The organism is Athalassotoga sp. (assembly GCF_049965695.1).
GTDB lineage: Bacteria > Thermotogota > Thermotogae > Mesoaciditogales > Mesoaciditogaceae > Athalassotoga.
In genome coordinates, this window is record NZ_JBMFWB010000014.1 from 22898 (window position 1) to 40386 (window position 17489).

Sequence of the window (17489 nt, forward strand, 5' to 3'; positions counted from 1 at the left end):
TTTAATGAAAATAGAAGTTCTGCTTTTGCCATCTCAAAAACCACGACTTGATTCTTACGATCTTGTGGCGGTCATAGACACTTTAAGGGCCACAACGGTTATAGTGAAGGCTGTCGAAGTTGGGGCAATGGGAATTTATCCTGTAAAATCGATTACCGAGGCGATGCGTTTGAAAGAAATCGTGCCAAATGCTTTGCTTGCGGGAGAAAGAAAGGCTTTTAAAATAAAAGGATTCGATCTTGGGAACTCTCCTCTTGAGTTTACAAAGGAAAATATTTCGGGAAAAAATGTTATACTTACCACAACAAATGGAACAAAAGTGGCAAGTATTTACCAAAATTACGGAAAAGTTGTCGCTATGGCCATCTCAAATGTTGAAACCGTTGCGCGTTATTCTGAAAATTTTCAAAATTTGCTTTTGGTATGTGCCGGAAGTCATGGAGAAGTATCTTTGGAAGATTCTTACACGGCTGGAAAGTTCGTCTCTTTTTTTGACATGGTATCCCTTAACGATGGTGGAATAATCGCACGTGATATTTCAAGATCAGATCCCATGAAGATGCTTAAAACTTCACATCACGGGAGATATCTTTCTTCTGTTGGAATGGGAGAAGACCTTGAAGCGTCTTTGATCGAAAGAAAGGCAATTCCAGTCTTGAAAACCGATATGATCAATTTAAAATTTTTTGGAGGTGAAAGATGAAAAAGTATTTATCTATCGTCTTTGCAATTGCAGTTATGAGCGTTTTTGTTTTCGGATCGCCTATAATAGGTGGATTCTCTATCGATACGCCATTTTTGCCCGTTTCGACGCAACCGTATTCTCTTTATTATTATCCGGGAATAAGGTACGATTTGGGTTACGGCATGGGTGGTTTAGATGCCGGCTTCGGATTTACGATAAACATTCCGTGGATGAATTTTTCTCAACTTCCAATCTCGAAAAATGATTTGCCAATCGCGCTGGGGATAGCCAAGGCTGAAAGTGCATTTCAGAATTACTCTCTTTCTTATGCCAACGCTCAGGGTTTGATGCAATTTCTTCCGACAACGGCGCCTGCGTTTGGTGTCCAAAATCCTTACGATCCTTTTCAAAGCGTTGTCGGATCTCTCAATTACATAAAATTGTACCAAAAACAATTTAACTCTTTGCAACTTGCCGTTGCCGCTTACAACGCAGGACCTGGTGCCGTTGTGCAGTATGGCGGTGTTCCTCCGTATCCGGAAACTCAGGCTTATGTTTCAAGCGTCATGAAATACATATCTCAATATTCGTCTCAACTTGTCTATCCCGAAATAAATGCAAGGCTTGGTATATTCGGACAGTACGATCGTGCATCATCGGGCGGACTCGGAGATCTCACCTTAGGAGTCGCTTATCCACTTCCGCCAGGTCAAATGGATATATGTCCTGAGGTGACAATCAACTCAACTTCTGCGAACATTTCATGGATATGGAGAACGAATCTCATGAACAACGTTTATCTTGCTCTCAATCACTCGCAAACACTTTTCACCTTCAATTCAACTTCAACATCCGCTCCGATTGAAGACGAGATTGAAATTTCCGGTGTCTTCGGTCCTATAACGGCTATTGTAGGTTACTATTCTACGGGTGTAGCCGCTTCTGGTATTTTGAATCTCTGGGATCAAAGGGTTTTTGGCTCAATCTCACAGTCTGGGCAGATAAATTATGGAATTTCTTTACACTTTTACAAAATTTATCTCAATTTATGGGGAGAAAATCTTCCTTCATCATCTCCGTCTTACAACCTTTCTTTGACCGGAAGATGGTAAAGTATGTATTACAAGGTTTCGAGAGATCCGCTTTATTCTGAGATATTCATGTATCCTTTAGAGATTTTGGCCACAGATACCGCAGTCGTTCAAAGGCTGCGGTATCTCTCTCAACTTGTGGGATCTCAGATGAGTTACCCATCCGCTACCCATACAAGGTTCTCTCATTCTTTAGGCGTCATGCATGTTGCGGGGCTTTATTCTTCCCATTTGTTTGGATCGGAAAGCCCGATATTCAGATTGTCAAGACTTGCCGGATTGCTCCATGATGTGGGGCATGGACCGTTCAGCCATCAGTTTGACGATGTCGTTTACTCGCATTTTGGATACGAAGAAGGTCACGATCAGTTCAGAGAAAGGTTGCTCGTTGAAAAACTTCCGCAGTTGATGAAAGAAAAATTCGACAGTTCGGAAGAATCTTTCAAAAAAAGTGTTTTGGAAGATGTCGAAAAAACACTCGGTAAAGTACCTGAAAACTTTTGTCTGACGGTTATGGAAGCAGTCAACGGGATTTTTGAAGGCGAAAAAAAGGGAGATCCTCTTTTCAACATAATTCAAGGGCCTCTGGGGGCAGACAGAATGGATTTTGTGTTGAGAGACTCCTATTTCAGCGGTGTTAGATATTACGGAACGGTCCCGATGGACAGGATAATAAGAAATTCGGCTATATTGAAAATTAATGGAAGCGATGTACTTTCTTACAACATAAAAACAGTTGATGACATGTACACCGTGCTTTTCGGAAGATTCATGATGTACAAAAATGTTTATTTTCATAAAACTTCACGGGCTGCGGATATGATGGTTCAGGATTTTCTTAACCACTCGATAGCGCCTTTAAAACTTGGCCATTATCTCGAAGACCTTGATGAATTTTTGAAATTAACGGATGATTTTGTCATCCATCAAATTGAATTCATGCACGATTTAAAAATTTACGACGACGAAATGCGCGATGACGTTGAAAAGGCTTACATGACTATTCAAAGGCTTAAAGTCAGAGATCTCTGGAAGTTAATCGTTGAGATACCGTACACAACGACGGGCATAGATCCTGGTAGCGTTTCAAGGTCTCTTGGAGATGAGATACTTAAAAAAATGAAAAAAAATTTGGAGACGTTGATCGAAAGATCAAAGATAGAAGATACCGATATGGATGCCGCGAAAAAATTGTTTGATGATTTCGATGATACTTTTGTGATCGATACTCCGTACAAACTCACCTTGTTTTACCCGGATGAATTTCTTTCAACAAAAGTTTACATTCACAGCGATGCCAATGATTTGATGACCTTTGAGGAATTCGAAAAAAAATACCCGACCTACAAACTCATGTCAGGCAACATGCTTCAACTCGTCAGGATATACTCTAAAAAAGATGTAAGAACTTTTCTGAAAAAATACAACCTTATACCAGCAGATGGACTTGAATTAACGACAAGATGGTGATCACTTAACGATACCGGTTGAAGTGCCAGAAGGCGTGAATGTTGCATCTATCTCTATGCCTTCAAGTGCAAGACTTCTCGGGAAAGTGACGAATTTTTCTATATTTCTGACGTATATATCCGTTAACACCACGCTTGGAGAATTGATTATTTTCAATACCTTAACATTTCCATCGGTTTGAACTTCAACGATACCTTTAACGGTGCCTGCAAGGGTGTACGCTATTTCCGTTGGTAACTTCTGAAGTGCTTCTATGTAATCCTTTCGCATCTGGGCAACAAGCGATTGGAAGTTCGGCACATTTTGAAGACTGAGGAAGTTGTAATTCACAACCGTCGAAGGTGGCGTGATAACTTTTGGAATTTGAGGTGCAACGATCGGTGGCACGTAAGTTTGAGTCGGAGAAGGTTTTGGTGTTGTGGTTTGTGGAATAACGGGCTGCGGTTTTGCAGGTTGCTGTGGTTGAATTTGATTTATGGCCGCTACCATCGTTGAAGGTGGTGTGGGTACGATTTTAACGGTGTAAGGCGTAAGAGCGAGAGACGGCTTACCGATAAAGGAAAATTGGACGGTGGTTCTTTGCGGAAAATAAGAAACAGGCTCTCCTTTGGAAATAGGCGGCAGAATGAAAGATACAGCGATCAAAACGATTAATATAGATATCGCCGCTAAAATGGCCGCTACCGTTGTGTATTTCACAAAATCACCCTTTTCACCGTGCCTGACCGACGATAAGATCTATTGTGTTTATTCCATTTTGCCTAAGCAAATCCATTATTTGCACTATCGTGCCGTAAGGAACAGATTTATCTGCCGCAATTTTAACGGAAGTCGGAGTACCATACTGACTTATGTAAGATGTAAGTAACGACGAAATATCCGAAATTTTCACCTGAGTTGTCCCAACATAAATTTCATCGGAAGAATTTATGGTAACCAGAAGTCCTTTACTTTCTTCCGTTGCCGGAATAGTCGTTATCGCACTTGGCAAACTTATCCCTATTTGGCCGAGAGAAGATGCCGGAACAACGGAAGCGGCAGCATTTGCAAGTGCCAAAAACATTATAAGTATGAAAGTTATACTCAAAAGAGATACGAGTTCAATTCCGATCCAAAAAAATAGATCCGTATCTCTTTTTTTCATTTACTGTACCTCCTCAAGAGGTAAAGATTTCAGTTTCATGACGACCGAACGTACTTCTTCGTTGGTCGATTCAAGAATTCTGTCTTCAAGTTCTCTCAAAATTGCCATGAGTATGAGCAAAGGTATGGCGACAGCGAGCCCACCGACGGTGGTATAAAGTGCGAGTGAAATCCCGCTTGAAAAGATTGTGGCATACGATTGAATATTTTGAACATTCACGTTGGCTCCTATTTTCCCGAAAATCTGCATCATGCCTATCACAGTTCCAAGGAAGCCAAGTAAAGGAGCCAAAACCGCCACGATGTTTATGTACCTGTAATTCCTTTCAAGTCTTAAAGACTCCTCTTCAACGACGTCATTTATGCCGTTATCAAAAAGGTCGATTTTTTGCTGGTCGTAGTATTCAAATGCTCTCAACATGACTGAAGAAAAAAGAGTTGAAGATGATCTACAATGTTGTTTTGCCGCAGTGATGTTCTTCTGGGCTATGGAATTTCTCACCTTTATAACCGTGGCCATCATTTCATTTCTTTCTCTCAAAAGGACAAATAGTCTTTCGAAGAAAAAGAAAAGACCTATTAAACCTAAAATAATTATTATTACAAGGATAGGACCTCCACCGTGAACAAAGTCTCCCAATGCCATCCTTCTTATCCTCCTTCTTTTGAAAAAACGATTTTGCCCTTCTTAAAGACCTTCAAAACAGAAAAATTATCATCCATGATCACAAAATCGGCATCATATCCCGGCATTATCCTGCCTATCGGATCTTTAGACTTAACGATAGTCGATGGTTTAAAAGAGGAAACGACTGCTATTTCGTTTAAATTCAAGCCGAGATCGTGAAGCCTTTTAAGTCCTTCATTGTATTTTAACACACTACCGGCCAAAGTTCCATCTTCAAGTCTTGCAGAGTTATCTTTGACTTTAACCTTTAACCCTCCAAGATCGTATTCTCCATCTTTTAACCCGGCAGCCCTCATGGCATCCGTTATGGCTACTATACGATCATGAGGATGAAACTTCAAAATCAAAGAGATCATTTCTTCATCAAGATGTATTCCGTCCGATATCAGTTCAAGATCCACATCGTCTAATTTCAACCCTGCCCCTACAAGACCGATTTTTCTGTGATGTAGAGGAGTCATGGCATTGCAGAAGTGCGTCATATGTTTCACACCCAATTTGTAAAAATGCATAAACTGTTCAAAGGTTGCGTCGGAATGGCCGACCGAAATTGTTATACCTTTCGATTGAAGGTATCCTATCGCTTCATCATCAGATTCTTCCACGGCAATGGTCATGATTTTGACGAAATCTTCGTTGCCTTGTATGATTTCTTTTAAATTTGAAAGGGTACCTTTTAATATGAAATCAGGGTTTTGCGCGCCAACGTGCTTTTTAGATATCACAGGCCCTTCAAGATGAACACCCTTTAAAGGAGTTATTGGATTTTCTTTTATCCTCTTTCGTACGGCATCGATCGCATTTCTGATATTTCCAACCGGCGCCGTAAGCGTTGTCGCAAGTACAGAAGTAACGCCTGTGGAAAAAAAGTGCTTTTCGACTTTGTCGAAATCTATCTTTTCATCCATAAAATCGTATCCTGATCCACCGTGCACATGGGTGTCGACAAAGCCTGGCATCAAAATAGAGGAAGAACCAGATTTTTTAGAATATCCGTAACCGGTTATGCTTTCTTCAAACTCGATCCAGCCATTTTCTACGGAAAAAAACGGATCGACGATTTTGACGTTCTCTATCCTCAAGATTCTCTCCTGCTTTTGAGCCTTTTCATCCTGAAAAAATCATCCCTTTCCGTTTCTTCAAGGTAAGATTCGATGAATTTGACCATCTCTTCGTATTGAGGTATTAAAACGTACTCAAGCGCGTTAACTCTGCGCTGTGTCCTTTTTATTTCAGTTGCCAGTCTGTAAACGCCCGTTTCAACTTCGGCCAGTTTTGCGGTTAAAACGAGCACTTCGCTGAATTTCTGTCTGGCCACGTCAAGTTTTGAATTTGTTCTGACAAATCCATAAGCAAGAGAAGATCTAACGTCCAAATTGCCTATTTCCGGCACTTCGACTCCCATAACACTCCTGAGACGAATTTCAAGGGATTCAAACTCGTCAACTCCCAAGCCTACTTCCTGAACATTTTCTATTCCAAAATACAAATTTGCCTCTATAAGTGCTTTGTAAGCCTCGGCAAAAAGTACTTCGGTTTTGGCCTGAACTTCTTTCGCTTCATCGATGAGTTTCATGAGTTCACGTATAAGGACATTTCTTTTCTTGTCAAGCAGAGTATGCCCTTCACGTGCCAGTTGCAAAGACCTTTTTGTCTCTATGAGTTTGCTTTTTGTAGGAGAAATCTGTGCCATCTTATATCTCCTTTATTTCTTTGTAATGATCGGCTATTTCCTTTTCGCTTACACGCGTTAATTCAATCTTCGGAAGATATCCAAGCAACTTCCATCCTAAATCGAGCGTTTCTTCAATAGAACGATCTTCATCTTCGTTCTGTTTTAAAAATTCATTCTCAAAAGCATCTCCAAATCTCAAATAACTTTTGTCGGAATCTGTCAGTTCTTCCTCTCCTATTATAGAGGCCAACGCTTTGACTTCTTGAACCCTGCTGTATGAAGCGAAAAGTTGACTTGAAACGTGCGGATGATCGTCACGGGTGTATCCTTTACCTATTCCGTCTTTCATCAATCTCGAAAGAGACTGAAGTACGCCTATCGGAGGATATATGCCTTTTCTGTTGAGATCTCTGTTCAAAACTATTTGACCTTCCGTTATGTATCCGGTTAAATCCGGGATAGGATGCGTTATGTCATCGTTAGGCATCGAAAGTATCGGAATTTGTGTGATCGAACCGTTTCTATCTTTTATCATGCCAGCCCTTTCGTATATGCTGGCCAGATCGCTGTAAAGGTAGCCGGGATATCCTTTTCTCGAAGGCACCTCACCGCGGGCAGTCGCAAGTTCTCTCAAAGCCTCGCAATAATTTGTCATATCCGTCAATAGTACGAGCACATGAAGATTTTTGTCAAAAGCGAGGTACTCGGCAGCCGTAAGCGCAACACGCGGAGTTGCTATCCTTTCGATGGCCGGATCGTCGGCAAGGTTCAAAAACATTATCGTGTTTTTTATAGCGCCGGATTGTTCAAGGCTCTCTCTTATGAAATTGGCCTCATCGTGTTTTATACCCATTGCCGCAAAAACTATTGCAAAGTTTCCCGCCTCTTCGCCTTTCAGTTTTGCCTGTTTCGTTATTTGAACGGCTATTCTGTTGTGAGGAAGACCGTTTCCCGAAAAAATAGGAAGTTTTTGTCCTCTTATAAGTGTCATAAGTGCGTCTATCGCCGATATGCCAGTCTGAATGAAATTTCTCGGATACATCCTTGAAACTGGATTTATAGGAGACCCATTCATGTCACGGCTATCACCCGTTAAAATTTCTGGACCGTTGTCTATTGGCTGACCTATACCATTGAAAACACGCCCTAACATCTCATCCGAAACCTTTATCATCAAAGGTTTTCCGAGAAATTTCACCCGCGTTTTATCTATCGTTAAACCATTCGTTCCTTCAAAAACCTGTATCATCGCCATTTGATCGCTTATCTGAACAACCTGGCCGAGTCTTTTTTCGTTTCTTATCATTATCTCAACAACTTCGTTGTAACCCACGTCAGTGGGTTTTTGAACGAAAATAAGAGGGCCGTTTATCTGTGACAAACCAACATATTCTTTTGCCGGCATTTTCACGCCTCCACACTTACCTGATATTTTTTGTCAAGTTGATCGAAGAAGGTATTTATCTGCGTTTCGATGTCTTTAAATGCTTCTATCTTGTCATTTGGTATGTTTTCCTTCATTCTCATGATGGTGTTGACCATGTTCTCGTCAAAAACTTCAGAGACCGCAACACCTTTGGAAACGAGTTTGTTTGCGCGATCGTAATAATTTAATATTATCTTAAGCATCTCATCCTGTTTTTTCAACTGGCAGTTGCTGTCCACATCGCTGAATGCATCCTGCTGCAAATATCCCACTTTTATCATATTCGCAACTCTTACGATTAGTTTTTGACCGTCTGGAAGCACATCTTCACCGACAAGTTTTATTATCTGTTGAAGATTATCATCCTCTGTGAGAATTTGCATGAATCTGTCTCTCATGTTGTAAAATTTCTCATCGACATTTTTAGATACCCACGCTTTGAGTTCGGACGCGTATTCGCTGTAACTATCAAGCCAGTTTATCGACGGATGGTGCCTCGCATTTGCAAGTTGTCTGTCAAGTTCCCAAAAACACCTTATGAACCTTTTCGTCCCCGTCGTAACAGGTTCCGAAAAATCTCCACCTGGAGGAGAAACTGCCCCTATAACGGAAACAGAACCTATTCTTTGATCATCGCCGATAACTTTTGCCCTGCCGGCCCTTTCGTAAAAGTCGCCTATTCGAGAGGCAAGGTAGGGAGGAAATCCTTCTTCTGCTGGCATTTCTTCGAGCCTTCCGGATATCTCTCTTAAGGCTTCAGCCCATCTTGAAGTCGAGTCTGCCATGAGTGCGACGTTGTATCCCATATCTCTGAAATATTCCGCCATCGTTATTCCGGTGTAAATTGAAGCCTCACGGGCAGAAACAGGCATATTCGAAGTGTTTGCTATCAGGATAGTTCTTTCCATCAAAGGTTTGCCATTTCTCGGATCTATCAATTGCGGAAATTCTTCAAGCACTTCTGTCATTTCGTTTCCACGCTCTCCGCAACCTATGTAAATTATGACATCCGCATCGGCCCATTTCGCGAGTTGGTGCTGGACAACGGTCTTACCCGTTCCAAATCCTCCAGGAATAGCCGCCGTTCCACCTTTACTTATCGGAAAGAGGGTATCTATTACCCTTATGCCTGTGACAAGCGGTTCTTTTGGGGCAAGTCTTTCGATGTACGGCCTTGGTATTCTGACAGGCCACCTTTGATAAAGTTTTATTTCATGATCGCCGTCATCGCTTTTGACGGTCATCAAAGACGTGTCTATCGTGTACTTTCCGGAACTTTTAACGTTTTGTGCAATTCCGGAAATATTTGGCGGAATCATTATCTTATGGATGACCGAAGACGTTTCTTTGACGGTCGCTATTATCTGTCCGCCAACAACCTCGTCGCCATCTTTGACCTTTGACATCTGCACATCCCAGGCTTTTTTCATGTCAAGCGCGTTGGCAATTATGCCTCTTTCAAGAAAATCACCGGATTGCGCTTTCAAAACATCAAGAGGCCTTTGAATTCCGTCAAAAACAGATCCTATAAGACCCGGTCCTAAAGTGACGGAAAGCAAATCTCCTGTACCGCTGACGGGTTCCCCGGGTTTTAGACCTGTTGTTTCTTCATAAACCTGAATTGTGGCGTCATCTCCTTCAAGGCTTATGATTTCTCCGGTCAATTTGACGTTCCCGACGAGCACCATTTCATGCATCATGAATCCTGTCATCTTTTTAGCCTTCACAACAGGTCCATTTATAAAATACATTTCTCCCGTTTTGTCCATTAAAATCACCTAACTTTCAATTTGGAAAATAAATCTTTCAGGTATGCTTCTTTAATTTCTTCAAGTTTGCTTTCCAAAGTATTTTCTACTATTTCTTTGCCATCTTCCGATACGACGACAACTCCGCCTGCTATTTGAATTTCTTCGTCTGAAATGGAAATATCTCTTTTTTCGTCGGCAATTTGAGAAACAATTTTGGAGACTATCTCCTTGTCTTCCTTTCGGCATTTTACACTTACTTTTTTGGTATCGATTGTATTTAAAGCCTCAACGACCAAATAACGAAGAAATTCCGGGTAAGATACTTTCTGAGGAAGTTCAAAAAGTTTTTCTTTCAAAATTTCCATCGCGTCGTCTATTATGTCTTTCTGACCTTCTATGCTTATTTTCATGGTTTTTGAAATGGCCTGAGCTTTTTCGACACGATTTATATCATCAACTTGCTTTTTGGCATTCTCGATGATGTCAGAGTATGCCTCTTCTGCCTTCTTTGCGTAATTCTGATTTATCTCTTTTGCTTTTTTGTCGGCCTCTTCTATCAAAGACTGAACATCATCATTGGCTCTGTTTTTAACGTATGTTTTTAAAGCATCAAGTTTTTTATCGACATTCATTTCAATTTCACCCCAATCGCTTCTTGAACGTAACGTGTTATGAAATCCTTGGATCTTGTGCTTCCATGTCTGTCGGGAATAACCGTTACTATCGGAAGAGTTCTTGATCTTCTTAAATTATCCAACTCTTCTGGGATCAATTCCGAAATTTTTTGCGTTACAAGCAATATGCCAACATCTTTTTTCTTTCTGATTTCTTCGATTACAGGCAATATCTCTGCTTTTGTGTGCAAAACAACGCCGTCTATTCCAGATAACCTCATGCCTATTTGAGTATCAATGTTATCGCTTATGAGAAAAAATTTCATAATTCTCACCTCCCAAAAATTGGAGCCAGCGTAGGGACTCGAACCCTAAACCTACTCATTACGAATGAGTTGCTCTACCGGTTGAGCTACGCTGGCCGAACACAAAACTAATTATACCATAATAAAACAACCTCAGACAACCCCATCAATTCTGAGATTTTTACCGCTTGGCACTGTTTTTATTCTCATTCCTTTCGTGTTCAAAAAATTGCCAATCGAAGAGTTTTTCCCTATGGTAGAGCCTTCGTCCACGGTAACCCCTTCACCTACAACGCTTATTCCGTCGCTGTATATGTTCGGATATTTTTCATTTTTAATCCTGTCTCCAATTCCAATCTTCGAATTATCTCCTATTATTGAATTTTCGCCTATTATTGAATCTTCTATGATGCAATTTTCACCTATCAAAACATTTGTCATTATGACAGAATTTTTTAAGATCGTGCCTTTTTTGACGGTTACACCCTGAAAAAGCACTGTACTTTCAACCCTTCCATGAACTATACATCCTTCGCTGGTAAGCGAATTCACAACTTCTGCGTCATTTCCGAAAAACGCCGGAGGCATTTCTGCACTGTGAGTGTAAAATCTCCAGTTGGGGTCGTAAAGATTTAGGGCAGGCATCGATCTCGTCAAATCGATATTTGCTTCCCAGAATGATTCTATCGTTCCTACATCTCTCCAGTATCCTTCAAATTCATACGCGTAGAAATTGTTATTTCCGGCCACAAGTTTGGGCATTATATCTTTTCCGAAATCATGGGAAGATTTTTCATTTTGAGAATCCTCTATCAACAAAGGTCTTAACAATTTCCAGTTGAATATGTAAATCCCCATCGATGCAAGTTGAGATCTTGGATTCTTTGGTTTTTCTTCAAATTCTTTGACTTTCGATGTGTTATCCGTTATCACAGTTCCGAATCTGTGCGCTTCTGATATGGGAACACGAATGCATGATATCGTGGCATCGGCGTTTTTTGAAATATGGAAATCAAGCATTTCGTTGTAATCCATCGAATAAACATGATCACCCGAAAGTATCAAAACGTACCGGGGGGAGAATTGATCTATGAAATCTATATTTTGTGCTATCGCATGTGCCGTTCCTTTGTACCATTCTCCTTCAGCGGCAGCGGCGTAAGGTGAAAGCACGAAAAGACCTCCGTTTTTTCTATCCATGTCCCAATCTCTGCCCACTCCAAGATGGGTACTTAAGACTCTCGGTCTGTATTGAGTTAAAACGCCGACGGTGTATATCGAAGAATTAACGCAATTTGAAAGGGTAAAATCTATGATTCTGTATTTTCCGCCGAATGGGACTGCAGGCTTAACAACGTTTTCAGTCAAAACGCCAAGTCTTGTTCCCTGCCCTCCAGCAAGTATCATCGCTATGATTTCACTCATGATTTCATCCCCTTTCAGACAACCTGCCATTTTTCGAAAAAAAGCGGTTCTTCGTAGCCAATGTAAGAATGTTCCGTTCTTATGGTCACGTTTTTATCCAATATGCAATTCACTATTTTTGATCCTTCTTCAATCGTTGAACCTTCCATCACTACGGAGTTGTCGACTATCGCGCCTGCTTTGACGTTAACATTTCTAAAAATAACGCTGTTGTAAACTTTTCCCGATACTATGCATCCGTCTGCGACTATCGAATTTACGACTGACCCTGTGGAAGTTATCTTGGGAGGTGCGAGATCCTTTAGTTTGGTGTATATTTTTCTTTGCGGCGAAAAAAGTTCGTTAAGCACTTCCGGATCGAGCATGTCCATGTTCGTTCTTTTGTATTCGATCAAGGATTTTTTTACGTTTCGCCAGTAGCCTGAAAATTTGTAAGACATTATTCTCAGGTTTTCGATATTCGGTATTATAACATCCCTGACAAGATCGTATTTTCCATTCGGAACGGTTGAATACAGGAGATCCATCATCAGTTTTTTATTCATGAAGTACACGCCGAGGTTTATCTTGTCCCCAGCATTTTCTTTTTCTTTTTCTTTAAAATCGATTATTCTTTCGTTTTCGTCTGTTTTTACGGTTCCATAAAAAGCGGGATCGTATCCTTCGGAGGATTTGGTGAGAATGGTTATATCCGCAGAAGTTGAAAGATGATATTTGAATACAGGCGTGAAATCTATGTTGTAAATGTGATCGCCAGATCCTATCAGAACGTAATCCTCATCTCCTCTTCGAAGCACCGTTATATTTTGGTGAAGGGCATCGGCCGTACCTCTGTACCAAAGTTGGCTTGCCTCGCTAACGTAAGGTTGAAGAATGTAAAGACCGCCATTTTTTCTGTCAAGATCCCACTCTCTTCCAGAACCAAGATGATCCATAAGACTGCGAGGATTGTACTGGGTTAACACCCCAACTTTTTTTATACCGGCTCTTACCATGTTTGAAAGGGTAAAATCTATGGCCCTGTATTTACCGGCAATGGGTACAGCGGCCGAAGCCCTTTTGTTTGTCAATTTGCCAAGATTTTGTCCTTTCTCACCTGCAAGAATCAATCCCAGTATCTTCAAGATACCACCTCCTTAAAGGATATCCGGATACAGCGGAAATCTCTTACAAAGTTTTTCAACACGCTCCTTTGCAAGACGTTTTGTTTGATCGACTGGATTATGAATCACAGAGGCCATTATATCCGCAATTTCTTCCATTTCTGGCTCCTTCATGCCACGAGTTGTGACGGCCGGCGTGCCTACCCTTATGCCACTCGTGACGGTCGGTGATCTTTGCTCTCTCGGTATCGTGTTTTTGTTAACGGTTATTCCAACTTCACCAAGCAAATTTTCTACTTCTTTGCCGGTTAAACCCGTATCGACAAGATCGACTAACATTAGGTGGGTATCCGTTCCTCCGGAAACGATTCTTATCTTCCTGTCGGAAAGAGATTTAGCCAGTTTGGCGGCATTTTTAACTATTTGGCTTTGATAATTTTTAAATTCAGGAGTCATGGCCTCTTTAAAGCAAACGGCTTTTGCCGCTATGACGTGCATGAGAGGACCTCCTTGTATTCCCGGGAAAATGGTTTTATCTATTTGTTTTGCGAATTCTTCTTTAGAAAGAATAAGACCGCCTCTTGGGCCTCTGAGCGTTTTGTGCGTCGTTGAAGTCACAATATGGGCATATTCAACTGGATTTGGATGAATCTTTGCCGCCACAAGTCCGGCAAAATGTGCCATATCAACGATAAGATATGCCCCCACTTCATCCGCTATTTCTCTGAAACGTTTGAAATCAATGGTTCTTGGATATGCACTGCCGCCCGTTACTATTATTTTGGGTTTGTTTTCTATCGCAAGTCTTTTGACTTCATCGTAATCTATCGTTTCGGTGTCTGGGTTAAGACCGTAAGGAATTACTTTGTAAAGTTTGCCGGAAAAGTTTACAGGTGATCCATGAGTGAGATGCCCTCCCTGTGTTAAAGAAAGTCCCATCATGACACTTCCCACCTCTGCAACTGACATGTAAGCGGCCATATTTGCTTGAGATCCTGCATGTGGTTGAACATTTGCGTGTTCCGCTCCAAAAAGTTGGCATGCTCTATCTCTTGCAAGATTTTCGGCTATATCCACTATTTCGCAGCCGCCGTAATAACGTTTTGACGGATATCCTTCAGCGTATTTGTTGGTCAAAACGCTTCCCATTGCCTGTAAAACGGCTTTTGAAACGAAATTTTCCGATGCTATGAGTTCAAGGCCGTTTCTTTGCCTTTCAAGTTCTTTATGAACTACCTCGTAAATTTCCGGATCGACACTCTTTATCTCTTCCCACAAATCTTTCATTTTATTTCCTCCTCACTTTATATGGTAATTTTCCATCTTGTAAAAAAGCGTTCTTAAACTTATTCCAAGAGACTGTGCCGTTTTTTTTCTGTTTCCCTCATTTGTCTTTAGGGCTTCTTCTATCAATCCCTTTTCATAATCGGCAAGAGATTTTTTTAAATCGTGCTTTGTCCCGTTGATGTTTTTTTTGTGCACCTGCACGTAAGAAGGCAGCGAAGAAACGGTTATCTCTTTTTCACTTATGTCCATGTTTATCATCGCCCGTGCTATGAAATTTTCAAGTTCTCTTACATTTCCGGGCCAAGAAATGTTTTCTATCACATTTAAAGCGTCTTTTGAGATTTTTTCAACTGATCTGCCGTATTCTTGATTCAATTTTCTTATTATGTATTTTACAAGTGGTTCTATATCTTCTATTCTTTCTCTGAGTGGGGGGATGTAGATGGGAACTACGTTGAGCCTGTAATAAAGATCGGGTATGAAAGTTCCGTTTTTGACCATATCTTCAAGATTTATATTCGTGGCGGCTATTATTCTCACGTCAAGATGTTTTACTTTAGTACTTCCAAGTTTCGTTATTTCCATCTCTTGAAGGAATCTTAAAAATCTCGATTGAACGTTCAACTCCATCTTTCCGATCTCATCAAGAAAAAGTGTCCCTCCGTTGGATTCTTCAAGAAGACCTATTTTACCTCCCTTACGGGCGCCTGTAAAGGCCCCTTCTTCGTATCCAAAGAGTTCGGATTCGAGAATTCCTTCTGGCAGGGCAGCACAATTGACACTTACAAAAGCGGAGTTCTTTCTATCACTTGCGTTATGTATGGCATGCGCAAAAAGTTCTTTGCCTGTCCCAGACTCTCCTCTCAAAAGTACGGTTGCCCTTGTGGATGCAACTTTCTTAGCCTGCATTATGGCTATTTGCATGGCACGTCCATTTCCTATGATGTCGTCAAATGTGTATTTGGCTCTGAGATGCCTTATCACCCTGTTTGCCTCTTCAAGTTCGCGGCTTAAAGAAATTATCTTTGAGACATCGTGAATCACGCCAACGCTTCCGACGAATTTATCATCTATGAAAAGGGGAGTGACGTCGACTATGACATCTTTTTTCATAGGCCCTACCTTGAGCCTATGACCGAATATCGGTCTTTTTTCTTTTGCCACCATGATATGGACACTCTCTCCTTCGGCTATGTCTATGGTGGCGGGTTTGCCTATGACATCTTCTTCGTTAAATCCGGTCAACTTTGTGTATTCCGGATTTACCATCACCAAATTTCCTTTTGCATCGGCAACACTTATAGCATCGTCGGTTGATTCTATGATCTTCTCTAACATCAACCTTACGCGCTTTAAATCCGTTACTTCTTCGGCCATCTTTTGGACTTCCGTTATATCCCTGAAAACCGCAAATGCTCCTTTTAAATTACCGTTTTCATCGATAAGCGGAATGCGCGATGTTATGATTTTGACATTGCCAACATTTTGAATTCTATCTATTTCCGGCTTTTTATCTTCCACAACTTTATGAAGTCTCGTGTTTGGAACAAAATCGACGACTTTTTTACCGGCGTAATCTTCATCTTTAAGATGCAATATCTGGCGCGCAGTTCTGTTTATGAAGATCACTTCCGCCTGCGCGTTAACCATTATGACGCCTTCGATCATAGAATTAAGGGCCTGTTCGTAATATTCGTATTTTGAATCAGTCATAACGTTTTCCAGATCCATTTCGGATTCCCCATCCTAACTTTTGATTCACGATTTTAAAGAAGTTTCTTTCTTTTGTGCAAAGAAAATTCACACTGTTTTCAGAACTTTCAATTTCAAAAGATTCCGTTTTGTTTTGATCACCAAGCACGTCACCGTCGGAAATTGTGAAATATTTTTCGCTGTCTCGCGGATTTACCTCTATTTCTATCTTCCTTTTTGAAGAAACGACAATTGGCGTCTTAAAAAGTGTATGGGCCATCATCGGAACTATTGAAAGTACGTTTGCCTGAGGATCGATCAAAGATCCGCCGGCGGAAAGATTGTAAGCGGTAGAACCTGTGGGAGTTGAAATCAGAATTCCGTCGCAAAGTATCGATCCCACCTCCGAATTGTCGATCTTTATGTTCGCATCGATCATATGAGAATGAATATCTCTTTGAACTATAAATTCGTTTAAAAATTCAATTTCTCCAAATCTGGATCTGGCTTTGGAAAATTTTCTTTTTACGATGGTAAAATTTTCATCTGTCAAAATATCCTTAACTATTCGATCTATTTCGCTAAACTCGTAAGGACTTAAAAACCCGAGATGCCCAAAATTTATACCAACCACGAAAGGTGTTTTTTGTGCGATTTTTTTTGCATATCTTAAAACAGTCCCGTCGCCTCCGAGAATGAAAAAAAGAGAATTATCCGGAGCGTTTTCGGTATCGAAGATTTCTATTTTACCTTTGATTTTTTCCTTCAGGATCTCAGATGCTTTTATGGCATCAAAATTTTTCTCGTTTTTTAAAATAACGGCACCGTGAAAATTTTTCATCTTCTCAACACCACGCTGAGATCAAAAAGTGAATTAACGACAAAAATTTGGATGAAAAGTAACAAAAGGAAAACCACAAACGGAGTAAAATCTATATAACCAAAAGGATGTATAAATCTTCTGAATGGCCTGAGTACAGGTTCAGAAATTTCATCAAAAATTCTTCTGATAGGAAAACCATAAGGAAAGATAAAACTGAGTATTCCATCTATGATAAGTACAACCATGAAAAAGACTATGACGATGTTCAAAATGACGGCAATTGCGTAGACGAGATTTGCAACGGCAAACAT

At 40.7% G+C, this 17489-nt stretch carries 18 protein-coding genes and 1 tRNA gene; 3 read left to right on the top strand and 16 right to left on the bottom strand.

From position 1 onward, the window contains the following. Positions 1–4 precede the first annotated feature (4 nt). From ACP5NR_RS05790 to ACP5NR_RS05800, 3 genes are read left to right on the top strand one after another with little or no spacing between them, the layout of a single operon-like run. The gene (locus tag ACP5NR_RS05790; RefSeq protein WP_428004863.1) at positions 5–703 is read left to right on the top strand and encodes a 2-phosphosulfolactate phosphatase; all 699 of its coding nucleotides are present in this window, start codon (positions 5–7) and stop codon (positions 701–703) included. Beyond that, the gene (locus ACP5NR_RS05795) at positions 700–1797 is read left to right on the top strand and encodes a lytic transglycosylase domain-containing protein (protein ID WP_428004862.1); all 1098 of its coding nucleotides are present in this window, start codon (positions 700–702) and stop codon (positions 1795–1797) included. The genes ACP5NR_RS05790 and ACP5NR_RS05795 overlap by 4 nt, the downstream gene beginning before the upstream one ends. 3 nt (positions 1798–1800) lie before the next feature. After that, positions 1801–3246, top strand: coding sequence for an HD domain-containing protein (locus ACP5NR_RS05800; protein ID WP_428004861.1), 1446 nt, complete (start codon positions 1801–1803; stop codon positions 3244–3246). On the opposite strand, the gene ACP5NR_RS05805 is transcribed toward ACP5NR_RS05800, so the two are convergent. The 16 genes from ACP5NR_RS05805 to ACP5NR_RS05880 form a co-directional block, all read right to left on the bottom strand. Beyond that, a complete protein-coding gene (locus ACP5NR_RS05805; RefSeq protein ID WP_428004860.1) occupies positions 3247–3945 on the bottom strand; it encodes a hypothetical protein in 699 nt (232 codons plus the stop codon). It abuts the gene before it with no gap. Between the two features lie 13 nt (positions 3946–3958). After that, the gene (locus ACP5NR_RS05810; protein ID WP_428004859.1) at positions 3959–4390 is read right to left on the bottom strand and encodes an ExbD/TolR family protein; all 432 of its coding nucleotides are present in this window, start codon (positions 4388–4390) and stop codon (positions 3959–3961) included. Further along, positions 4391–5035, bottom strand: a complete 645-nt coding sequence (locus ACP5NR_RS05815; protein WP_428004858.1) for a MotA/TolQ/ExbB proton channel family protein — start codon at positions 5033–5035, stop codon at positions 4391–4393. Between the two features lie 5 nt (positions 5036–5040). Beyond that, a complete protein-coding gene (gene nagA / locus ACP5NR_RS05820; RefSeq protein WP_428006094.1) occupies positions 5041–6159 on the bottom strand; it encodes an N-acetylglucosamine-6-phosphate deacetylase in 1119 nt (372 codons plus the stop codon). Further along, on the bottom strand, positions 6156–6770 hold the full coding sequence (locus ACP5NR_RS05825; RefSeq protein WP_428004856.1) for a V-type ATP synthase subunit D: 615 nt from the start codon (positions 6768–6770) through the stop codon (positions 6156–6158). Before ACP5NR_RS05825 ends, nagA begins: the two co-directional genes overlap by 4 nt. 1 nt (position 6771) lies before the next feature. After that, a complete protein-coding gene (locus ACP5NR_RS05830) occupies positions 6772–8157 on the bottom strand; it encodes a V-type ATP synthase subunit B (protein WP_428004855.1) in 1386 nt (461 codons plus the stop codon). A gap of 2 nt (positions 8158–8159) precedes the next feature. Further along, entirely contained in the window at positions 8160–9947 is a 1788-nt protein-coding gene (locus ACP5NR_RS05835) for a V-type ATP synthase subunit A (protein ID WP_428004854.1), read from the bottom strand. Between the two features lie 5 nt (positions 9948–9952). Continuing rightward, positions 9953–10561 carry a V-type ATP synthase subunit E gene (locus tag ACP5NR_RS05840; RefSeq protein ID WP_428004853.1) on the bottom strand — a complete coding sequence of 203 codons (609 nt, stop codon included), beginning with the start codon at positions 10559–10561 and terminating at the stop codon, positions 9953–9955. Then, on the bottom strand, positions 10558–10869 hold the full coding sequence (locus ACP5NR_RS05845; RefSeq protein ID WP_428006095.1) for a V-type ATP synthase subunit F: 312 nt from the start codon (positions 10867–10869) through the stop codon (positions 10558–10560). Before ACP5NR_RS05845 ends, ACP5NR_RS05840 begins: the two co-directional genes overlap by 4 nt. Before the next feature lie 20 nt (positions 10870–10889). Next, positions 10890–10965 (bottom strand) — tRNA-Thr (locus tag ACP5NR_RS05850). 36 nt (positions 10966–11001) lie between these two features. Continuing rightward, positions 11002–12273, bottom strand: coding sequence for a glucose-1-phosphate adenylyltransferase (locus ACP5NR_RS05855; protein WP_428006096.1), 1272 nt, complete (start codon positions 12271–12273; stop codon positions 11002–11004). Positions 12274–12287: 14 nt separating this feature from the next. Continuing rightward, positions 12288–13397: a glucose-1-phosphate adenylyltransferase subunit GlgD gene (gene glgD / locus ACP5NR_RS05860; protein ID WP_428004850.1), complete on the bottom strand. Its 1110-nt coding sequence runs from the start codon at positions 13395–13397 to the stop codon at positions 12288–12290. 12 nt (positions 13398–13409) lie between these two features. Continuing rightward, positions 13410–14663 (bottom strand): serine hydroxymethyltransferase, encoded by a 1254-nt coding sequence (glyA, locus tag ACP5NR_RS05865; RefSeq protein WP_428004849.1) that lies wholly within the window; start codon positions 14661–14663, stop codon positions 13410–13412. Positions 14664–14675: 12 nt separating this feature from the next. Then, positions 14676–16394 carry a sigma 54-interacting transcriptional regulator gene (locus ACP5NR_RS05870; protein ID WP_428004848.1) on the bottom strand — a complete coding sequence of 573 codons (1719 nt, stop codon included), beginning with the start codon at positions 16392–16394 and terminating at the stop codon, positions 14676–14678. Next, positions 16369–17196, bottom strand: coding sequence for an NAD(+)/NADH kinase (locus ACP5NR_RS05875; RefSeq protein ID WP_428004847.1), 828 nt, complete (start codon positions 17194–17196; stop codon positions 16369–16371). Before ACP5NR_RS05875 ends, ACP5NR_RS05870 begins: the two co-directional genes overlap by 26 nt. Continuing rightward, entirely contained in the window at positions 17193–17489 is a 297-nt protein-coding gene (locus tag ACP5NR_RS05880; protein WP_428004846.1) for a YggT family protein, read from the bottom strand. Before ACP5NR_RS05880 ends, ACP5NR_RS05875 begins: the two co-directional genes overlap by 4 nt.